Below are 20,544 nucleotides of genomic sequence, written 5' to 3' on the forward strand. Positions count from 1 at the left end.
AGCCCCCTAGCATCCGGCACTGGAGGTGGGGCGATGAGATTTCTGATCTGGCTTGCCGGTCTGCTGTTGGCTGCATCCACGGCGGTAGCGCAGGTGGAGGATGACGACGGCGAGGCGCTCGTCGTCATGGCTCAGTCCGAAGCCCAGGCTCTGCTCGCTGAAGTGCTGCCGGCCGAACCCGCGGCGCGCTACGCGCTGCTGCAGCGCCAGGCTCGTGCCGCCCAGGCGCTGGAGCAGCGCGGCAAGTACGTCGAGCTGCTGCGCGAGCTGGCCACCTTGGGCCGCAGCCAGCCCGGCGGCGAGATCTGGATCCGCCAATACCTGAGCGCCGAATTCATCTGGGGCAGCTCGGGCCAATCCCTGGCTGCGGCGGATGCCTTTGCCAGCGACACGACGTTGTCACCAACCGCGCGTGCCGAGGCCGCGCTGCGCCAAGTCTATGCGCTGTCCCAGGCGCGTGACCGCTCAGTGCTGGAGCGCATGTGGTCGCGCGCTCAAGGCCTCGTCAAGCAGGCCCAGGCGGCCCTCGGTGACGGCGACCCCGCTGCGACGCTGAGGCTGCGCGTGCAGCATCTGCAGGTGCGCTCCGAGATCGAGCGCTGGGACGGGCGCCTGGCCGATGCGGTGGCCACGATGCGGGAGGCTGTGCGCCTGGCGCAGAAGGGCGTGGAGGACGCGCGCAGACTCCCCGGTGGAGGCCAGCGGCCGCTGCGCGACCCCGCCGTGCAGGACGCCTATGGCTGGTACGACGGCTCGCAAGGCATGCTGGTCTATGCCCTGGTGCGACACGGCCGCGCCCCCGAGGCCATCCAGATTGCCCAGGGCAATCTGGCGCTGTGGCGGGCCGGCCAACTGAGTGATGCGTTGGGTGCGCGCTGGAGCTACCGCCTTGGCCAGGCTCAGGTGGCTGCGCGGCAATATGCCGCCGCGCTGGAGAACGCCCAGCGCGCCGACGACATGCTGCAGCGCTCGGGCGCCAGTGCCGCCAGCCACACCCGCTGGCTGGCGCGCCAGGAGCAGGTGAGGGCGCTGATCGGCCTGCGCCGCTGGCCCGAGGCCGATGCCTTCTACCGCGACTTCCTGGCCAGCCTGCCCGCCGACAGCCTGGCCAAGGACCGCGCCAGCGACTGGCGGCTGCGCGCGTTGCTGGCCGCCAAGAACGGCCGCTTCGACGAGGCCTTGGACGCCGTCGAGCGCGTATTGCGCTATCGCCAGCGCCTTTACGGCGAGACCCATCCGCAGACGCAGGAGGCCAGCGGCGTGCGCGCCTTGGTGCGCATGCTCAAGGGCGATATGGCCGGCGCCTGGAGCGACTACCAGCCGCTGTTCACGGCCCTGCTGGACAACCCTGGCGGCTGGCAGGACCTGGACCTCAACGGCGCGCGTGGCTTCGTGCTGGGCCTGGCGTTTGACGAGTTCCTGCGCGAGATCGGCGCGCGAGCCCTGCGCGGCGAGGCGTTGGAGCCGGCCTGGACCGACCGCGCCATGCAGGTGGCCGACCGCCTGCAGGCCGGCGCCGCCCATCGCGCGCTGACCGACGCCACGGCACGCCTGCTGGCCGCGACGCCAGCCCTGCGCGCGCTGCTGGAGGAGGAGGCCAACCTGCGCGCCGCCGCCAGCTCGCGCAATGGGGCTCTGGCCACCCAGCTCAACGAAGAGGACCGCCTGCGCCGGCGCAACAGCAGCGAGGAGACCAAGGCCGAGCTCAAGGCCCTGCCCGACGCCGAACGCAAGAAGAGGCAGAAGGCCCTGGCCGATGAACTCGCCGCCGTGCGCGAGCAGGTGCGCCAGGGCCGGGAGCAAGCCCAGGCCGCGCGTGAGGTCTTGAACGCCCAGCGCGAACGCGTCGCCAAGGCCTACCCGGCCTATGCCGACCTCGTCACGCCTGCACTTCCGCCGCCCGCAGCGCTGCAAAAGCTGATGTCGCCCGGCGAGGCCCTGCTCGTCGTGCAGCCGCTGGAGGGGGCGACGCTGGCCTGGTGGGTCACGCCCGGCGCGCCGACGCGCTTTGCCGCGTCCAGCATCGGCGCGGCCGGCTGGGCCGACAAGGTGGTGCAGATCCGCACGGCGCTGGACCTGAGCAGTGGCCGCCCGCCCGCGCTGCCAGCGGCGGCCCTACATGAAGTCTGGCGCGAACTCATCGCGCCGCTGCAGCCCGGTGCCGATGTGAAGAGCCTGCTTGTCGCCGCCGATGGTGCGCTGGCGGCCCTGCCGTTTGCGGCCGTGCTGACCACACCCGAGCCCAGCGCCTTCGTTGCCCGCCGCATGGCCGTCACCCAACTGCCCTCGGCCGGCGCGCTGTTCGCGCTGCGCCGCGCTGCCGTGCCGGCGCTGGCAGCCAAGCCGCTGTTCGGCGTCGGTGACCCGCAGTTCAAGTCCAACGCAAAAACCACGATCCCTGCCGGCCGCGCCGCGTTGAACAGCAGCGCCACCAGGTACGACGCCGCCTGGGGTTTCAGCTATGGCGACATCCCGCCGCTGCCCGAAACCCGCACCGAGCTGACGGCGCTGGCCAAGGCCCTGGGCGCCAACCCGCACACCGATCTGCTGCTCGGCGCCGCCGCCACGCGCGAGGCGGTGCTGGCCGCGCCCCTGCAGGACCGCCGCGTCGTTGCCTTCGCCACGCATGGGCTGATGCCCGGCGAGCTGCCAGGCGTGTCCAAGCCCGCGCTCGCATTGACGCCTGGCCCCGACGCCACGGCCTCGCCGCTGCTCGAACTCGACGACGTGTTGACCTTGCGCCTGAACGCGCAGGCCGTGCTGCTGTCGGCCTGCAACACGGCAGCGGGCGAGCAGGGCGGGGCGGCCATGTCGGGCCTGGTGCGCGGCTTCTTCTTCGCCGGCAGCCGCTCGGTGCTGGCCACGCATTGGGCGGTAGAGACCTCATCCGCCGCGGTGCTGACGGCCGCCACCTTCTCGGCCAAGGCGCCGCGGGCCGAGGCACTGCGCCTGGCTCAAGTGGGGATGATCGAGGGAACTCTCGGTGGCGGGCGCTGGGCGCATCCGTTCTACTGGGCCGGATATGCATTGTTTGGTGATCCATCGAAATAGGAGCAGGGACGTGATCAAGCCGATGAACACAGCCACAGAGGCACAGAGACACAGAGGTCTGCGGCGGGTTTTCAGGCTTTTCTCTGTGCCTCTGTGGCTCAGTGGCTGTGTTTTGTTGGGGTTCAGTTCAGCCGCCTTGGCCCAGCAGGCCTGCGAGGTCATGGCCGTCAGCGGCGAGGCCCAGCGCGTCGATGGCAAGGCGCTGGCGGTGGGCGACAAGCTCGACGTCGGCACGACGCTGCGAACCGGCGCGGCCGGCCGCGTGCGGCTGAAGTTCGTCGACGGTTCCGTCGTTGTGCTGGCCGACAAGAGCCAGCTGCGCATCGAGGCCTTCAGCGTGGCGCCTGCCCAACCGCGGGCCGCCGAGTTGCTGTTGGAAACGGGCCTGATCGGCCAGCGCGTGACGCCGTCGGGCGGCGGCAGCTGGCGCGTGCGCACGCCCACCGCCGTGACCGCCGTGCGCGGCACCGAGTTCAGCGTCGAGGTCGGCGACGACCGCGCGACCGCCGTGCTGGTGAAGACCGGCGAGGTCGACGTCGAGCCTGCCGGCCCGCAGACCCGCGGCATCAAGCCACGCTACCCGGTGCGCCTGCAGAAGAAGCTCAACGGCACGCATTGCGATGGCAGCCAGTGCGTGGCGGCCATGGCTTGGGCGGCCGACAAGGTCGCTCGCGTCGAACAGCGGCTGGGGTCGCTGGATTGAGATCCCGTATCGGCTATGTGCTGATCGGCCTGGCGGCGGCCCTGCTGGGCCTGGCGATGCTGGCCTGGCGTGCCGACGTGCCTGTGCTGGAACGCCCCGACCAATGGGCGTTGGACTGGCAGACGCGCTGGCGCGGTGAACTGGCGCCGGGCACCGAATTGCCGTTGCTGCTGGTGCGCGTGGACGACGCCGCGCTGGAAGCCCTGGGCGGGCGCGTGCCCGACCGTGCCGAGATGGCGCGTGCCGTGCAGGCCCTGCAGGCGGGCGGCGCGCGCGCCGTGGCGCTGGACATCCTGCTGCTGCCCGGCGGCGGCACGCCCGAAGGCAGCGCCGCCCTGGCCGCGGCGATGAAAGCCTGCACTTGCGCCCTCATTCCCTTCTCCCTGCCCGATGACGGCAAGGCCGACGCCGCCGCGGCGCCTGCGCCCGTGCTGGCTCAGGCCCTGCTGCGCTATGACGACGAAGCGGCCTTGGCGCGCAGCGAGGGCTACTACCGGCCGCGCCGCCTCGTCGCCCCGGAGGCCGTCCTGGCCGAGGCCGCCGCAGCCCTGGGCCACATCAGCGTGCGGCCGGAACCCGACGGCAGCATGCGCCGCGACCTGCCGCTGCTGCGCCTGAACGGCGAGGTCTATCCCTCCCTGCCGCTGCGCCTGGCCGCCTTCGCGCGCGGTGTCGACTGGCCTGCAGCCCGAGCCCGCTTCGGCGCGGAATTCACCGCCGGCAAGGGGCTGCAGTTCCGCCTGGACGAGCTGTCGCGCCTCGGGGTGAATTACTACGGCCCCGGTGGCCCGGCCAGCAGCTTTGACAGCGTGGGTTTTGCCGAGCTGCTGGCCGGCCGCGTCGAGCCGGCGCGGCTGCAAGGGCGCGTGGTGGTCCTGGGCGTGTCGGCCCTGGCCGCCGGCGACCACGTGCCCACGCCCTTCGACGCCCGCCTGCCGGGCATGGAGAGGATCGCCACCGTCACCGACAACCTGCTGACGGGCCGCAGCCTGGTGCGTCCGGCCTGGGGCGGCGCGGCCGAACTGGCCGCCGTCTTCCTGCTGCCCTTTGCCGCCGTGGCGCTGCTCGCCCGCCGCTCCCTGGGTGTCGCCTTGGCCGCCATCGTGTTGGGCACGCTGGCCCTGCTGGCCGGCGTGCAGTGGGCCTTCGAGAGCCACTACTTCGTCTTCGCAGTGGCGCCGCCGCTGCTGGCCCTGGCCATCGCGACGCTGGGCGGCAGCGCACTGCGTGCCGGCATCGAGCAGGGCCGGCGCCGGGTGGCCGCGCGCCAGCTCGCCGCGAGCGAGCAGCGCTATGCCTTGGCGGCCCAGGGCGCCAACGACGGCCTGTGGGACTGGGACCTGACGACGGGCGAGGTCTATTACTCACCGCGCTGGCTGGCGCTGATGGGCCTGTCTGCCGCCGAGGCCGGCCATGCCATCCAGGCGTGGACGCAGCCCCTGGAGCCTGCCATGCGCCACGCCTTCGAGGCTGAGCTGCAGGCGCATCTGGACGGGCAGAGCCTGCAGTTCCACCAGGTGCTGCATTTCCATCAGGGTGGCCAGGAGCGCTGGCTGCTGGCGCGCGGCCTGGCCGTGCGCGAGGGTGAAGGAAAGAGCGGCAAGCCGGTGCGCATGGCCGGCTCGCTGACCGACATCTCCGAGAGCCAGCGCCTGCAGCAGCAGATCAGCTTCGACGCCCTGCACGACCGCCTCACCGGGCTGGCCAACCGCGTGCTGTTCCGCGAGCAGCTGACGCAGCTGCTGTCCGGCGTGCTGGCGCCCGAGACCGGCCTGCTGCTGCTCGGCCTGGATGGTTTCCGGGCCCTGAACGAGACCCATGGGCCCGTCGTCGGCGATACCGTGCTGACCGAGCTGGCCAGCCGCCTCAAATCGAATTTCGGAGCGCGTCATCTCGTGGCGCGCATGGGCCCCGACCAGTTCGCACTGCTGCTGGCCGGTGGCGACAGCGCGGCCGACTTGGGCCGCCGCGTGCAGGCCCTGCTGCAGTCGCCCTTCAATGTCGCGACACCCATGCTGCAGCTCACCGCCGGCATCGCCTGGGCCCAGCGCCGCCATGGCCCGGCCACGGCCGACGAGCTGCTGACGGCGGCTGAAGGGGCGCTCGCTCGCGCCAAGGCTGGCGGCCCTGGCCAGACGCATGAGTTCGATCCGGCCGAGCAGCTCGTCGAACAATCGCGCCGCTGGCTGCGCGACGCCATCGACGCAGCCCTGGCCAGCGGCACGCAGTTCGAGCTGCACTACCAGCCCTTTGTGCGGCTGTCGGACCGCGCCCTGCTCGGCTTCGAAGCGCTGATCCGCTGGCGCCATCCCGAGCGCGGGCTGATCATGCCGGGCGACTTCATCCCCGTGGCCGAGGCCAGCGGCCAGATCTGCGCCATCGGCCGCTGGGCCCTGCTGGAGGCCGCGGGCCAGCTGCGACGCTGGCAGCCGCTGGGCTTCACCGGCGAGGTGGCCGTCAACCTGTCCGGCGTGCAGCTGGAGCGCGACCTGGAACTGCTGGCCGACGCCCGCGCCACGCTCGCGGCGCTGGGCGACGTGCCCACGCACCGACTCAAGCTCGAAGTCACCGAGAGCATGGCCATGGCCAACCCGCAGCGCAGCGCCGAGGTTCTGCAGGAGCTGGCGCGCATGGGCTTCAAGCTCAGCATTGACGACTTCGGCACCGGCTACTCATCACTGGCCTATCTGCATCGCTTCCCCTTCGACACGCTGAAGGTCGACCGCAGCTTCGTCATCCGCCTGGCCGCCGGCCGCGAGGCCCAGGAGATCGTCCGCACCATCGTCGGCCTGGCGCTGGCGCTGGGCAAGCAGACGCTGGCCGAGGGCGTCGAGGACGAAAAGCAGGCTGCGCTGCTTGAGCAGCTCGGCGTGCAGGTGGGGCAGGGCTGGTTGTTCGCCAAGGCGCTGCCGCAGGCGCAGGCGACGGAGGCGATCAGGAGCGCGCCGTGGCGGCGGTAGTGGCAGCTGGGCCTATGACTGGGGGTTGCCGCTCTGATCGGAAATTTGATGACTGTTTAGCTCCGGCAGATTTGGGAGAAGACTTCAATGAATCAAGCGCTTGCACCTTTCAAATCGCGTCGATCTAGGGTGCAGCCTGCATGCCTAAGAGGCACTGACGGTCTGTCGAGAATGCGCTAGCCGCTCATGAGCGGTAGCACTTGGCAGTTCTGTGCTTCAGTCGACAGTTCGCGCGCGAGCACGCTTCACTCCTACCTCAGCTTCGATGCCGTTGTCGGGCTCCTCGAATCGGCATTGGTCGAAGGTTTCTGCTGGGAGCAATTCTCTGGGCAAGCCATCCGCGGCTGTCATCGTGCCTCCTTCCTGATCCGCGTTTCCGAGGTTGCCTACGATGCGTTCTTCAACTCACCAGCCGGCTATCGGGGGCAGTACGCCCGGTCCGTAGCTGCTGGCGAGGCTGCGAACAGGAGGTTGCTCGTGCAGTTCGAAGCACGGTTACTCGCCTACTCCGAAACTCGCTCGCAGATCGCTCAGTCCGTCATCCGCGACTCGCTTCGTGGAACACAAGCGAAGGTGTGGATCCGCGAGACCGAAGTTGAAGCACAACTCGGCAGTACCTTGTCGGCGATCACGTACGCCCCGTGGGAGCAAGCATCTGAAAGTGGCGTCGGCCTGCTCGCTCCCGTCGGTTCGCTGTTGGAGGTCAAAGGGGGTTGGGTCGCGCCAAGTGGTGAGGAACGGTTCAACCCAGGTAAGTCAGGCCGCAGCGCAGACATTCATCAAACAGGCTTTTCGTAGCTTCGAACGTTGAGCGACTGCATCGAACAGATCAGTCTGTATGCGGCTGAAATTGGCGCCCCCGTATGTGCCGACGAAGTCGCGAGTGACGGCGGTGATGCCATCGCGCACTCCTCCGCTCAAACTTGTAAGTCAGCGTCGCCCATTACGAACGGAAAGGTCGCGGCCGATGGGCAGAATCGGCGCCTTTCTTGAAGCCGGGAATGATTGAAATGCGTGTGAAACATCTGCTCGCCGGCCTGCTGGCACTCTGCTGCGCGGCCAGCGCCGTCGCCGCCGACCCGCATTGGGTGACTGGCTGGGCGGCCGCACCGGACTCGCCCGGCCCGTCGCTGCAGCCGCAGACGATACGCCAGGTCGTGCGCAGCAGCGTCGCCGGTACGCAGGTGCGCATACGCCTGTCCAATCTGTTCGGCAGCGCGCCGCTGAACCTCGGACCGGTCCATCTGGCGCTGCACGCCGCCGGCTCGGCCATCCAACCGGGCAGCGATCGGGCACTCAGCTTCCAAAAGCTGCCGACGGTGACGATCGCCCCCGGCGACAGCGTCCTGAGCGATCCGGTTGAGCTGCGCGTGGCCGCGCTGCAGCAGCTGGCGCTGAGCCTGTATCTGCCGCAGGAGACCGGACCATCGACGCTGCATGGCGCGGCGCTGCAGACCGCCTGGCTGTGGCCGGGCGAGGACGCCGGCGCGGCGACGCTGTTCCCGGCCGGCGCGACCACCGACGACAGCCGCTACTTCGTCACCGATCTGGAGGTGAGCGCCGCCGCCCCGGCACGCACCTTGGTGGTGGTAGGTGACTCCATCACCGATGGTGTCGGCTCGGCCGACGACCGCAATGCGCGCTGGCCGGATTTCCTGGCCGCGCGTCTGCAGGGCGACCCGCAGCTGGCGACTATCGGCGTGGCCAATGCGGGCATCGCCGGCAACCGCATCCTCAACGACGGGCGCGCTCCCTTCGTCGGCCCGAGCGTGCTGGCGCGCTTCGAGCGCGATGCGCTGAGCAAGCCGGGCGTGCGCTGGATCGTGCTGATGCAGGGCATCAATGACATCACCGCGGCGAAGGCGCCGGCAACACCGCAGGACGACGTCAGCGCGCAGCAGATCATCGCCGGCATGCGCGACCTGATTGCAAAAGCGCATGCGAGCGGCCTGAAGATCTGGGGCGCGACGCTGCTGCCCTGCGGCGAGGCCAAGGGGTTGTTGCGCCCGACGCCGCAGAGCGAGGCCAAGCGCCAGGCGGTCAACCGCTGGATCAGAACCGCCGGCGCCTTCGATGCGCTGCTCGACTTCGACCGCCTGCTGCGCGACCCGGCCCGGCCCGATCAGCTGCTGCCGGCCTTCGACAGCGGCGATCATCTGCATCCCAACGAAGTCGGCTACCAGGCGATGGCCGCTGCCGTCGATCTGCGCTGGTTGAAGTGATCAGCCGGCGAGAGCGCTGCTGATCGCCATGCGGGCGCGCCCGCCCTGTTTGGCCTGGTACCGCGCGCATCGCCAAAATCTTCCCCAAACTCAGGCAACTCGTTGCCATCGGGCGGCACCCTCAGGGTGCGGGGCTACAGAGGTAAGGTCACGGATTCAGGAAACTGCCTTCCTCGGCGACACCGGCAGCAGTACAGCGCCGCTGTCAGCGACCGCCTGGAATCTGCAGATGCTTCAGGTGTCCGTGCGCCGCCGCACCGACACCAGCGCTCCCAATGTCTAAAAGCAAGACCTTGCGACGCGCTGTGCTCGCTCCCTCAACGAAAGATCCCATGTCCAAAGGTCAACGCGGCAACAAGGAACAGAAGAAAGCGAAGAAGGCCCATGCGCCAGCGCCTGTGATTCCCGCCACCTCGGCTGAGAAGGCTGCGGAGGCGATTTCTGTCGCTCCGCGCAAGAAATAGGCTTGGCAACAGGCCGGCCGTCCGCACCGGGCAGGAGAACCTGCAGGTGATGATGGCTTTCGGCCGCCAGCTGACGGGCTTTGCGGGCATCGTCCTTGTTGTCAGCAATCCGCGACGCAGGTGATGACCGAGGCTGGGTTGGAAACGCACCGTTGGTGCGGCAGCGCACGGAACGCCGCTGGGGCTTCGGGAATGCTTGTGCCGTCGATATAGCGGCTGCTCACCATGAACTCGCAACACCCTCCATTCGGCATGACGGTCGCGCCCCAGGGCGCGGCGATCCTGACCGGCACGCACGGCTCATTTGGCTCGCACGTCGGTTGGCGGGATGTGACGGGTGATCCGGGGCCCGACCCCCACGCGCAGGTCTCCGAGCTGTGGCAGCAAGCCGTCCATGACCTGCGCGGCAAGCTCAGCGTGGTCACGGCGGTCACTGCGCTGTTGCAGAAGCCGCGCAGCGACTTGCGCCGTTTGGAATTGATGGCCGTGCTGGATCGCAACGTTGCCGGCCTGCGAGAGCTGCTGAACGGCGTGGCCGACCTGGCCCGGCTCGACACCCAGCAGGAACGACCGGTGATTCGCACGGTGGACGTCGCCAAGGCGCTCGACGACATGTGCAACAACCTGCGCGTCGTGGCGAATTCGCGCGGGCTGAGCCTGGAGATCAGCGGCCCGGCGAGCCTCGTCGCGGAGAGCGACCCGCTGATGGTGGCGCGCATTGCGCAGAACCTGATGCTCAACGCGATCCAGTACACGCGCGCCGCTGGCGTGGTGCTGACCTACGGCCACTGTGGCGCTGGGGAGGCTGGCCACTGGTACTTCGATGTCGGAGACGCCGGCCGCGAGCTGTGCAGCGGTGGACCCATCGGGCTCATCCGAACAGCGGGCGCGTCCGCAATCGCGGCTTCCGGCGAGGGCATCGGCCTGTCCATCGTCGCCCGCCTGTGCAGGCTGCTGGGCGGAACGATGGAGATCACGAGTGCTGTCGGAGCCGGCCGCGTCACCCGCATCAAGTTGCCCCGGCGCTACGTTGGTGCGCTGCAAGAGCTGATGATTGCTACCGTCGCGCGCAGTGGCGTCCCGGCTGCAGGCCTATGGGCTCCCGCGGCATTGCAAGCCGGCCAGCCGCAGCAGCTTCCCTTGCTGCCCGCGGTTCCTGCAAAGCCGGCGCGCTTCGCTGCATGCAATGTTTCGACATTGCCTCAGTCACGCTCAAATCATCTGGATCTCAGCAACGCCGTCGCGCCGCACTCAGTGCCATACAGCGTCGGCTGACTCGCGCCGAACTCAAGCGCGCACCGTAGCCGCGCCAGGCCGCGGGCGCGGCGGTTCCGGTTTGGTGTCAGGTGCAGGTCTTTGGCTGGGCCGGCAGGATCAGCAGCCCACGGATTCGACCCCGGCGCGCGCCCGTGGCGTCGTTTTGCACCGAGCCAAAGATGACGACCTGTTCACCGCTGCTGCGCTGTTCAAGCACCAGCACGATGTCGGAATCCTGTGCGTAACCGGCGGAGACCCAGGCCTGCCGGAGTTCCGTCAGTTGGCCGTCCGCGCGGTATCGATCCAGGGTGCCGAGCCGACCTACCCAGGCGGGCGCCAGTTCCTCCGGGTTTGCGGCGAACAGCTTGACGAACTCGAGTGCGAACGCCCGGCCTGGGAGCCGCTCGAAGGATCGAGTCATCAGTGCCGGCTGGCCGAGGTTGGACGGAAGGACGAATCTGTCGGACCAGGTGTCAGACTGGTAAAGCGCCTCCTGCACGACCGTGGGCGCCGCGTCGAGATTGAACTCGCTGGCCCTCAGCCTGGCCAGTGTTTGCAGCATGGCCTGGCCATCGGGCGTGTTGACCTCGCTGCTCGGATAGGTCTTGGGAATTGCGTCGCCTGCGCAGGACAGGAAGTAGCGCTTCAGATAGCGGTGCGGCGTGTCCTGCAGCGACACCGGCTTGACCATGCTGCTGTGGTCGAACTGCTCCAGCACATCGACGCCGTCAGGTCGACGCTGGCATAGCGCGGTCGCACTGTCTTTGGGCACCACCAGCACCCCGCCGCCCAGAGCGGAGGCAAAGGAAAAGAAGCCCATCTTCTGCCCCTCCGCCAGGCAGTACCAGTGAAACGGCCAGGCGACTTTCTGCCACTGGTCGATCAGGGCCTGCTGGTGGCCGTCGGGCCTCATGCCGGCGAACTGGAGGCTGTCGGAGACGTAGCTCGCCACGTTGGCAATGTCGGCGCCCGTCGCCGGCGTGCCGAAGAAACTGACGAGCTTGATGCGGCGGAGCTTGTCGCGCATGTCCTCCTTGGCATGCATGCGTAGCAGCATCTGGGCCGTGACCAGGCCGCCCATGCTGTGCGCCACGATCGTGATGTGGGCGTGGTCCAGCACGCCGTCGTTCTGCAGGTCCTTGCGCAGCTGCTCGGCGACCTTGTCGACTTCGGGGCTGCTGCCCAGCAGTTGGGTGTCGTAGCGGTAGAGGTAGATGTTGCTGTTGTCGAAGGCAGGTTCGGCCCTCAGCAGGCAGGGCCAGGACTGATCTTCCTTGCCGCTCCAGGCGGTCCTGGCGCTGCTGAGCACACCGTGGACAAACACCACGACCGAGGTCCGGCTCGGGTCCTTGCCGCCCAGGAATGCCGGCCCTTCGATGGGCAGGCAGGGTGCAGGCGCCGCTGCCTGTGCTAACGCCGGGACGGCGCAGCCAAGGCAAGCCACGACAGCAAGCACCAGCCCGCGGACTGTGGAATAGAAAACAAGGCGTTGAATGGTGCGCATTTCGAGTCCTCCGCATGCCAGCAGGCTCAGCCCACAGGACGGCCCTGGGTCACCTGCGCGCGTGCCATGCACTGTGATGCGATGGCGTCGGCTCGACATCCTCAGTACAGAGGACTGTTGCGACAGAAGCGGAAGTTCAGGTGGCGGGAACCGCCGTGGCTAGCGTGGGTGCGACGCGGTCCGCTTGATGCGGTACATGGCCTCGTCCGCCTTGCGCATCAGCACGCCGGGCGACTCGCCGTCGTCGGGGAAGACGCTGTAACCGATGCTGGCCGAGATGGACATGGGGTGGCCGGCGAGCATGCAGGGCTCGGCCAGTGCGCGAGCGATCTTGTCGGCCACTTGTGTGGCGTCCTCGCGCCGGGCCGCGGCGACCAGCACGACGAACTCGTCGCCGCCCATGCGGCAGACCGTGTCGCTGTCGCGAACCGTGGCCTGCAGCACGCGCGCCGCACGCTGCAGCAGCAGGTCACCGACGGCGTGGCCGAACTCGTCGTTGACCTGCTTGAAGCCGTCGATATCGAGGAAATAGATGATCAGGCGTTCACCATGCCGGCGCGCGAGGGCGATGTCGTGGCTCAGCCGGTCCCACAGCACCTCGCGATTCTTCAGCCCGGTCAGCGAGTCGGTCTGGGATGCCTTGACGGCAACTTCCAGCGCTGCATGGGCGGTCTCCACTTCCTGCGTCGCCAACTGGTTTTCCGCCTGCAGGCGCTTGTTCTCCAGGCGGGCGTCGTGAGCGGCCGACAGGCCTCGTTCGCTGCGGGCTTCGAGGATGGCGGCCTGCAGTTCCAGCAGCGTCGCCTCGGCGGCGGCGATCTGCCGCTCCAGCGCAACGAGCCGGCTTTGCGCGCCGTCGCTCCCTGAGCTCAAGGCGAGGCCTTCGCCGCCGGCTCGGGTTTGGATGGGGGTTCGCGGCGCGGCGAGGGGTCGGTCAGGGTCGCGAGGATGTCGGGATACCAGGCCGCATTCAGGCCCAGCGACTCGTCGGCCTCGAGGTCGCGGTTGCCGATGTCGAAGCGCGTCGAATGGATGCCCACCAGCAGCCAGGGCAGGGGCTTGCGGCCCGGCGCCCGCATGACGACCGGCGCGCCGCTGATACCGCGATGAGTGCGCGCATCGGTCAGGAACCAGCCCTGGCCCTGGAAGCGCCAGCCATAGGGCGAAGCGATGGCGCCTTGGCGCACGACCGGGAGATGGTGCAGGTCATCGTGAAAGCCGAGCGGAAAGCCGGTGATCAGGATGGGCTGGCCCAGCGGCACGTCGTCGTCCGCGCCGGGCAGGCTCTCAAGCGTGAAGGCAGTGAGCTGGACCGTCTCGGGCAGGGCGCCCGCGTCGATCTCCAGCACCGCCACGTCGATGCCACCGGCGTCGTCCCGGCCCTGGCGCCAATTGGCGCGGCCGTCACGGTAGAGCAGCACCGACAGCACGATGGCATCGGTCAGGTTGTCGGCGTCGGCATGCAGTTCGAGTTCGACGCGGTCGGGGTGGTGGTCGGCCTCTTCGTCGATGAAGACGTGCCGGCTGGTGACCAGGTAGAGGCGGGCGTCGCGCCGGAAGAAGAAGCCGCTGGCGCCGGTCAGCGCGCGCTTGCCGTCGAAGGTGCCGATGCGCGCAATGGCCAGCAGCAGGGGATCGGGTGCCGACATCGTGGGGCCGGGTGGGCGCCGCGCGTCAGTACGCCGGGCGCGGGGTGATGCGGTCCAGCTGCGAAGTCAGGTGCCGGCACATGTTCTCGCCCGTCGTCGTCAGGCGCAGTGAGCCGCCATGCCACTCGAGCCAGTGAAGGGCGACGTACTCCTCGATGGTTTTTTCGGCGATCTCGGCGGCGCGGCGGCGCTTGAGCAGGTCGACGGTGGCGAGCAATCCATCGCGGAGCGCGTCACGTTTGGTATCGGGTGCAAGGGGGACCGGCTTCATCAGCATCTCCAGGGCGTGGGCATCGGGCGCCGACGGTGCGAGCGGCGGCCCTGTCACGCAGGTCGTCAATGGGGGCGGGGCCGCGTTTGGCGCGCTCCGGGAAGGGGCGGGCCGCGGTGCCGGGAGGGGCGCCTCGAAGAGTCTTCGAGGAGTGGAAGTGGGGCTCGCCGCTGCAAGCAGATGACAACCAAAGCCGACGGCGGGAGCCGGCGAGCATGGGAACGCAGAAGTGATGCGTGGCGCCCGGTCTGCTGGGGGCCGCCGCGGCAGTGAGCAGACGCGCGACAGCCGGGACAGTGTACGCCTGGGCACGATGTCCCTGACCTCCAGTTCGCACGCGCAAACCCGACCCGGACCCGACCCGAACCCGGCCATTTGGCGGACATACACTGGCTGTCACCTGTGCATGGCGGCCTGGCATGAGGCCGCATTTCCTGACTGGAGATTGGCGATGACTGGGAACAGATCGCGTTCCGCAAGCGGCGTGCCCGGCCTGGATGAAGTCCTGCATGGCGGGCTGATTGCCGGGCAGCTCTATTTGGTCGACGGCGAACCCGGCGCCGGCAAGACGACGCTGGCGCTGCAGTACCTGATGCAGGGCGTCCGCGAGGGCGAGCCCTGCCTGTACGTGACGCTGGGCGAGACGGCGGCCGAGTTGCGCGCCGGGGCGGCGTCGCATGGGTGGACGCTCGACGGCATCGAGGTCGTCGAACTGGTGGCTGGTGAAAGCGACCTGTTCGGCGACGCCGAGTTGACCATGTACCACCCGTCGGAGGTGGAGTTGAGCGAGACGACCAAGCGCGTGCTGGAGGCCGTCGAGCGCTGCAAGCCGCGCCGCATGGTGCTGGATTCGCTGTCGGAACTGCGCCTGCTGGCCCAGTCGTCGCTGCGTTACCGGCGCCAGATCCTGGCGCTGAAGCAGTTCTTCGTCGGCCGCGGCTGCACCGTGCTCTTCCTGGACGACCGTTCGAGCGACCGCGTCGACACCCAGTTGCACAGCATCGCGCACGGCGTCATTGCGCTGGAGCGCCATGTGCCCCCCTACGGGCCAGCACAGCGCCAGCTGCGCATCACCAAGTTCCGCGGCAGCGACTTCATCAGCGGCCAGCAGGACATCGTCATCCGGCAGGGCGGCCTGGAGGTGTTCCCGCGCCTGAAGCCCAGCCAGCATGGCTCGCCTTACCAGCGCGAAGTCGTGCCCAGCGGTATCGCGGCGCTGGACGAACTGCTTGGCGGCGGCACTGATCGCGGCACGGCGACGCTGCTGGTCGGCCCGGCGGGCTCGGGCAAGTCCACCATCGCCTCGCAATATGCCGTCATGGCGGCCAAGCGCGGCGGCCATGCCGTCATTTTCACCTTCGAGGAGGGCCGCACGCTGCTGCTGGACCGTCTGGCCAACTTGGGGTTGAGCGTCGAGGAGGGTGTTGGCCCCGGCAAGCTCCATGTGCGCCAGCTCGACGCTGCCGAGGTGCTGCCCAGCCAGTTCGCCAACCTCGTGCGCCGTTCCGTCGAAACCGATGGGGCCCGCGTCGTGGTCATCGACAGCCTGAACGGCTACCTGAACGCCATGCCCGAGGAGCGTGCGCTGGTCGTGCAGCTGCACGAGCTGCTGACCTACCTGAACAACCATGGCGTGGCGACCTTCGTCGTGGCGACACAGTCCGGCCTGATGGGCCCCAACATGCGCAGCCCGGTCGACATGAGCTATCTGGCCGATGCCGTCGTGCTGTTCAGGATGTACGAGCATGCCGGCGCGGTGCGCAAGGCCATCTCGGTCATCAAGAAGCGCAGCGGCCGGCATGAGGACACCATCCGCCAGCTGTGGTTCGACGGCCAGGGCGTGCACCTGGGGCCGCCGCTGGTGCATCTGCGCGGCGTGCTGGCGGGCGTTCCCGTCGAGTTGCCGTTCCAGCACGAGGGTGAGTCTGGCGATGATCGAACGGGACGACGCTGACCGCTCCTGCAGCGAGCGCGTCATCGTGCTGGCGCCGACGGCACGTGACGGCGACGTCACGCGCAGGCTGCTGGCCGAGGCGGGCATCGATGTCGCCGTCTGCCAGGGCTGGCGCCATGCCGAGGAGCTGATGCACGAGGGCGCCGGTGCATTGATGGTCACCGATGCCGCCTTTGCCGACGCGGGCTTCGCAGTGCTGCTGAACGTGCTGGAGCGCCAGCCCGCATGGTCCAACCTGCCCGTGGTGGCCCTGTGCCGCCACGGCCTGGAGGCGCCGGGGCTGCGCGAGGCAAGGCTGCGCAACCTCACGGTGCTGGACCGGCCGACGTCCACGCGCGTCATGGTCAGCGCGGTGCGAACGGCCCTGCGCGGGCGGCGCTGGCAGTACCAGATCCGCGACCAGATCGACTCGTTGCTGCGCGCGGACCACTCGCTGCGTCAGGCCGATCAGCGCAAGGACGAGTTCCTGGCCACGCTGGCCCACGAGCTGCGCAACCCGCTGGCACCCATCCGGACTGGCCTGCAGCTGCTGGGCGCCAACCCGCCGCGGGAGGAGGCGCAGTACAAGGGTGTCACGGACATGATGGACCGGCAGATGAGCCATTTGCTGCGCCTCATCGACGACCTGCTCGAGGTGTCGCGCATCTCGACCGGCAAGCTCATCCTGCAGCGCGAGTCGCTGGACATGCGCCGCGTCGTTGAGATGGCGCTGGAGTCCTGCCAGCCGCTGATCGAACGGGGGGGGCACCAGCTCAGCGTCACGCTGCCGGACGAGGAGCTTTGGGTGGACGGCGACCTGACACGGCTGGCGCAGTCGCTGAGCAACCTGCTGAACAACGCGGCCAAGTACACGCCCGATGGCGGCCGCATCTGGGTCACGCTGGCTCGCGCCGGCGCGCAGGCCGTGCTGACCGTGCGCGACAGCGGCGTGGGCGTGCCGCAGGACATGATCGGGCGCGTCTTCGACATGTTTGCCCAGGTGAACCGGTCGCTGGAGCGCGCCCAGGGCGGGCTGGGCATCGGCCTGGCCCTGGTCAGGAGCCTGGTGACGCTGCACGGTGGCCAGGTCAGCGCGGTGAGCGCCGGGCCGGGCCTGGGCAGCACGTTCACCATCGAGCTGCCGCTGGCGGCCGAAGATTCCGCGCCGGCGCCACTGCCAGCCAGCGAGCCCGAGCCCGCCCCGCCGGCGCGCATCCTGGTGGTGGATGACAACGACGATGCGGCCACGTCGCTGGCCATGCTGCTGTCGCTGTCGGGCCACGAGGTCGAGGTCGCCAACAGCGGCCCGGCCGCGTTGCAGACGGCAGCCAGCTTCCTGCCTCAGGCCGTCTTCTGCGACGTCGGCATGCCCGGCATGGATGGCCACGAGTTCGCGACCCGATTGCGCCAGGACCCGCGCTTTGCGTCCACGCTGCTGGTGGCGCTGACGGGCTGGGGCTCGGAGGAAGACAAGAAGCGCTCGCGCGCCGCCGGCTTTGACGAGCACCTGACCAAGCCGGCCAGCGTGGATGCGGTTTCCGCCCTGTTGGCCCGTTTGCAGGCCGGTTGACGTGTTGTTGGGGAAGCGAGCGCGGACGCTCGGCCGGGGGCGTCACGTCTGCATTGGAATCTGACGAACCCTGACCGATGGCCGGGCCTGTAAAACCGCGCAGAATCCCCGCCAAGCCGAAGATGCGGCTGCCTGGAGAGAGACAGATGATGAGAGTGCTGGATGGGTGGATGCCGCGAGCCCTGGGCGTCGCCCTGATGAGCCTGGCCCTGGGGGCGGCGCAGGCCCAGCCTCAGCCGGTAGCCAACAAGGCCAAGCCCGCCGTGGCGTCGCCCGCCGCCGCTGCCGTCGCTCTGCCCGAGCGGGTGCGCGAGCTGGGCGGCATCGAGGAGTACCGCCTGCCCAACGGCCTGCAGCTGCTGCTCTTTCCCGACGCGACGCAGACCACCACCACCGTCAACATCACCTACCGCGTCGGCAGCCGCCATGAGGCGCCCGGTGAATACGGCATGGCCCACCTGCTGGAGCACATGCTATTCAAGGGCACCGAGAGGCAGAAGGACATCCCCGGCGCGATGGCGCTGCGCGGCGTCAAGTTCAACGGCACGACGACGGTGGACCGCACCAACTACTTCGCGAGCTTCAACGCGAATGCCGACACCCTGGCCTTCCTGCTCGACCTGGAAGCTGATCGCATGGTGAACAGCCGCGTCGCCAAGGTCGACCTGGACACCGAGATGAGCGTGGTGCGCAATGAGTTCGAGCGCGGCGAGAACCAGCCGTTTGCCGTGCTGAACCAGCGTGTCAATGCGGCAGCGTTTGCCTGGCATCCCTATGGCCACGCCACCATCGGCCCCAAGAGCGACATCGAGAATGTGCCGATCGAGAAGCTGCAGGCTTTCTACAAGCGCTATTACCGGCCCGACAACGCGACGCTACTGATCGCCGGCCAGTTCGACAAGGCCGCGACGCTGGCGCTGATCGCCAAGCACTTCGGTGCTACGCCCAAGCCCGCCGCGCCCATCCCGCAGCCCTACACGGTCGAGCCCGCCCAGGACGGCGAGCGCACCGTCGTCGTGCGCCGTGTCGGCGGCCAGCCCATCCTGCTGGCGGCCTATCACGTGCCGGCCATCACCCACCCCGACACGCCGGCGCTGGTCGTTTACGGCCTGTTGATGAGCCTGCAGCCCAGCGGCCAGCTCTACAAGCAACTGGTCGAGCCCAAGCTGGCGGTCGCCGCGGGTATTGGCGGCGCGGGCGGAGCGGAGCCAGGCACCGTGGGCGCCTACGCGGTGCTGCCGCCGGGAGCCGATGTCGACAAGATCGAAACCCTGCTGCTGGACCTTGCCGAGGGCCGCGCGGCCAAGCCCTTCGAGGAGAGCGAACTCGGGCGCGTGCGTGACATCGCCGTCAACAGCTACCGCCAGCAGATGAAGAACCCCGAGGCGCTGATCCAGCAGATCTCCGGGTTGATCGCTGCAGGCGACTGGCGGCTGCTCTTCCAGCTGATGGAAGACATTCCCAAGGTCACGCTGGCGGACGTCGAGCGCGTGCGCTCCGCCTATTTCAAGCCGGCCAATCGCACGCTGGGCCGTTACCTGCCGGTCAACGCCGTCGAGCGCGTGGACATCCCCGCCGCGCCGTCGCTGGCGCAGCGCCTGGCCGAACTGAAGGGCCCGCCCAAGGTGGAGGAGGGCGAACAGCTCGAGCCTGTGCCAGCGGTGCTGGAGACGCGCATGTCGCGCACGGCCTTGCCCAGCGGCATCGCACTGCACACGCTGAAGAAGCAGACGCGCGGCAACACCGTCGTGCTGCAGATGCAGCTGCGCTGGGGCGAACGCGACGCGACCTTCGCGCGCAACGGCACCGGCATGGTCGGCGCACTGATGGACGAGGGCAGTGCCGGCTACACCAAGCAGCAGTTGCAGGACGCGCTGATCAAGCTGCGCGCCAACCTCAACATCACCAGCTATGACCAGGGCGCGAGCATCTTCATCAGCGCCGAGCGCGACACGCTGCTGCCGGCCCTGCGCGTGGCAGCCGATGCGCTGCGCAAGCCGCTGTTCCCTCAGGATGCCTTCGACCGCGACATCAAGGCCAACATTGCCGGCATCGAGGCTTCGCGCCAGGAGCCCAGCGTGCTGCGCCAGGAAGCCACGCGTGGCCACTACAACAAGGCTCGCGGCGTCAGCCTGGGCCACCCCGACTATGTGATGGGCGTGGACGAGCGCATCGCCAACCTGAAGGCGACGACATTGGACGAGGTGAAGCGCTTCTATGCCGACTACTGGAGCACCAACGACGCTCAGGTCAGCGTCGTGGGCGCCCTGCCCGACGGCCTGGGTGCCGAGATCGACAAGCTCTTCGGCGACTGGAAGAAGCCTGCCGCGCCCAAGTTCGTGCGCCACATCCCCCAGCATCTGGCCGTGCCGCCGGCACGCTTCGATGCCATTGCGCGCGACAAGGCCAATGCCATCGTGCGCCTGCACCAGACCCTGCCGCTGAACGCCGAGGAGCCCGACTATCCGGCGCTGGAACTGGCCGTGCACATCTTCGGCGGCGGCGGGCTGGAGAGCCGGCTGTCCGAGCGCGTGCGCCAGAAGGAAGGGCTGACGTATGGCATCGGCGCCTCCTTGAACGCGGGCTACTGGGGCAATGCCGGGAGCTTCGCCATCCAGGCCAGCTATGCGCCGGACAAGCGCGAGCGCGTCATTGCCGTCGTGCAGGAGGAAGTGGCCCGCATGGCCAGGGATGGCGTCACGGCGGCCGAGCTGGAGCGCGCCAAGAAGGACATCCTGGAAGGCCGCAAGCAGGGCCGCGCCGACCCCGGTGCCCTGGCCGGTGGCTTGACCAGCTTGGCCGAACGCGGCGAGACCTGGGCCGCGGCGCAAAAGCGCGACGATGCGCTGGCGGCCGTCAGCGTCGAGCAGGCCAATGCGGCCTGGCGAAGGCACATCGTGGCCGACAACTTTGTCATCTCGACGGCGGGAGACTTCAAAACGCCCTGACACAAGCTGCCG

14 protein-coding genes are annotated in these 20,544 nt (G+C 68.9%); 10 read left to right on the plus strand and 4 right to left on the minus strand.

The window, feature by feature from the left end:
- Positions 1-33: 33 nt before the first annotated feature.
- From ACXJKM_RS26350 to ACXJKM_RS26380, 7 genes are all read left to right on the plus strand, one after another.
- Positions 34-3,051 carry a CHAT domain-containing protein gene (locus ACXJKM_RS26350; RefSeq protein ID WP_457356149.1) on the plus strand — a complete coding sequence of 1,006 codons (3,018 nt, stop codon included), beginning with the start codon at positions 34-36 and terminating at the stop codon, positions 3,049-3,051.
- A 115-nt stretch (positions 3,052-3,166) separates the two neighbouring features.
- Entirely contained in the window at positions 3,167-3,754 is a 588-nt protein-coding gene (locus ACXJKM_RS26355) for a FecR family protein (protein WP_457356150.1), read from the plus strand.
- Positions 3,751-6,714, plus strand: coding sequence for an EAL domain-containing protein (locus ACXJKM_RS26360; RefSeq protein ID WP_457356151.1), 2,964 nt, complete (start codon positions 3,751-3,753; stop codon positions 6,712-6,714). Before ACXJKM_RS26355 ends, ACXJKM_RS26360 begins: the two co-directional genes overlap by 4 nt.
- Positions 6,715-6,900: 186 nt before the next feature.
- Positions 6,901-7,512, plus strand: a complete 612-nt coding sequence (locus ACXJKM_RS26365) for a hypothetical protein (RefSeq protein ID WP_457356152.1) — start codon at positions 6,901-6,903, stop codon at positions 7,510-7,512.
- Between the two features lie 212 nt (positions 7,513-7,724).
- Complete coding sequence (locus ACXJKM_RS26370) at positions 7,725-8,936, plus strand: SGNH/GDSL hydrolase family protein (RefSeq protein WP_056194967.1); 1,212 nt, start codon at positions 7,725-7,727, stop codon at positions 8,934-8,936.
- Positions 8,937-9,268: 332 nt separating this feature from the next.
- Positions 9,269-9,400, plus strand: coding sequence for a hypothetical protein (locus ACXJKM_RS26375; protein WP_268795242.1), 132 nt, complete (start codon positions 9,269-9,271; stop codon positions 9,398-9,400).
- A gap of 252 nt (positions 9,401-9,652) precedes the next feature.
- On the plus strand, positions 9,653-10,675 hold the full coding sequence (locus ACXJKM_RS26380; protein ID WP_457356153.1) for a sensor histidine kinase: 1,023 nt from the start codon (positions 9,653-9,655) through the stop codon (positions 10,673-10,675).
- A 67-nt stretch (positions 10,676-10,742) separates the two neighbouring features.
- Here the strand turns inward: ACXJKM_RS26380 and ACXJKM_RS26385 are convergent, their stop codons facing one another.
- The 4 genes from ACXJKM_RS26385 to ACXJKM_RS26400 all read right to left on the minus strand — a co-directional run bounded on the left by ACXJKM_RS26385 (position 10,743) and on the right by ACXJKM_RS26400 (position 14,081).
- Positions 10,743-12,161, minus strand: a complete 1,419-nt coding sequence (locus ACXJKM_RS26385; protein WP_162247751.1) for an esterase/lipase family protein — start codon at positions 12,159-12,161, stop codon at positions 10,743-10,745.
- Positions 12,162-12,320: 159 nt separating this feature from the next.
- Entirely contained in the window at positions 12,321-13,034 is a 714-nt protein-coding gene (locus ACXJKM_RS26390) for a GGDEF domain-containing protein (protein WP_056194974.1), read from the minus strand.
- The gene (locus tag ACXJKM_RS26395) at positions 13,031-13,810 is read right to left on the minus strand and encodes a S1 family peptidase (RefSeq protein WP_056194977.1); all 780 of its coding nucleotides are present in this window, start codon (positions 13,808-13,810) and stop codon (positions 13,031-13,033) included. The genes ACXJKM_RS26390 and ACXJKM_RS26395 overlap by 4 nt, the downstream gene beginning before the upstream one ends.
- 25 nt (positions 13,811-13,835) lie before the next feature.
- On the minus strand, positions 13,836-14,081 hold the full coding sequence (locus ACXJKM_RS26400) for a hypothetical protein (RefSeq protein ID WP_056197143.1): 246 nt from the start codon (positions 14,079-14,081) through the stop codon (positions 13,836-13,838).
- Between the two features lie 451 nt (positions 14,082-14,532).
- Here ACXJKM_RS26400 and ACXJKM_RS26405 point away from each other — a divergent pair, with 451 nt between their 5' ends.
- The 3 genes from ACXJKM_RS26405 (at position 14,533) to ACXJKM_RS26415 (ending at position 20,532) form a co-directional block, all read left to right on the plus strand.
- Positions 14,533-16,035, plus strand: coding sequence for an ATPase domain-containing protein (locus ACXJKM_RS26405; protein WP_457356154.1), 1,503 nt, complete (start codon positions 14,533-14,535; stop codon positions 16,033-16,035).
- Positions 16,013-17,584, plus strand: coding sequence for a hybrid sensor histidine kinase/response regulator (locus tag ACXJKM_RS26410; RefSeq protein ID WP_457356155.1), 1,572 nt, complete (start codon positions 16,013-16,015; stop codon positions 17,582-17,584). Before ACXJKM_RS26405 ends, ACXJKM_RS26410 begins: the two co-directional genes overlap by 23 nt.
- 146 nt (positions 17,585-17,730) lie before the next feature.
- Positions 17,731-20,532, plus strand: a complete 2,802-nt coding sequence (locus tag ACXJKM_RS26415) for a M16 family metallopeptidase (RefSeq protein WP_457356156.1) — start codon at positions 17,731-17,733, stop codon at positions 20,530-20,532.
- Positions 20,533-20,544 lie beyond the last annotated feature (12 nt).

The sequence above is a fragment of the Roseateles sp. P5_D6 genome (assembly GCF_054049415.1).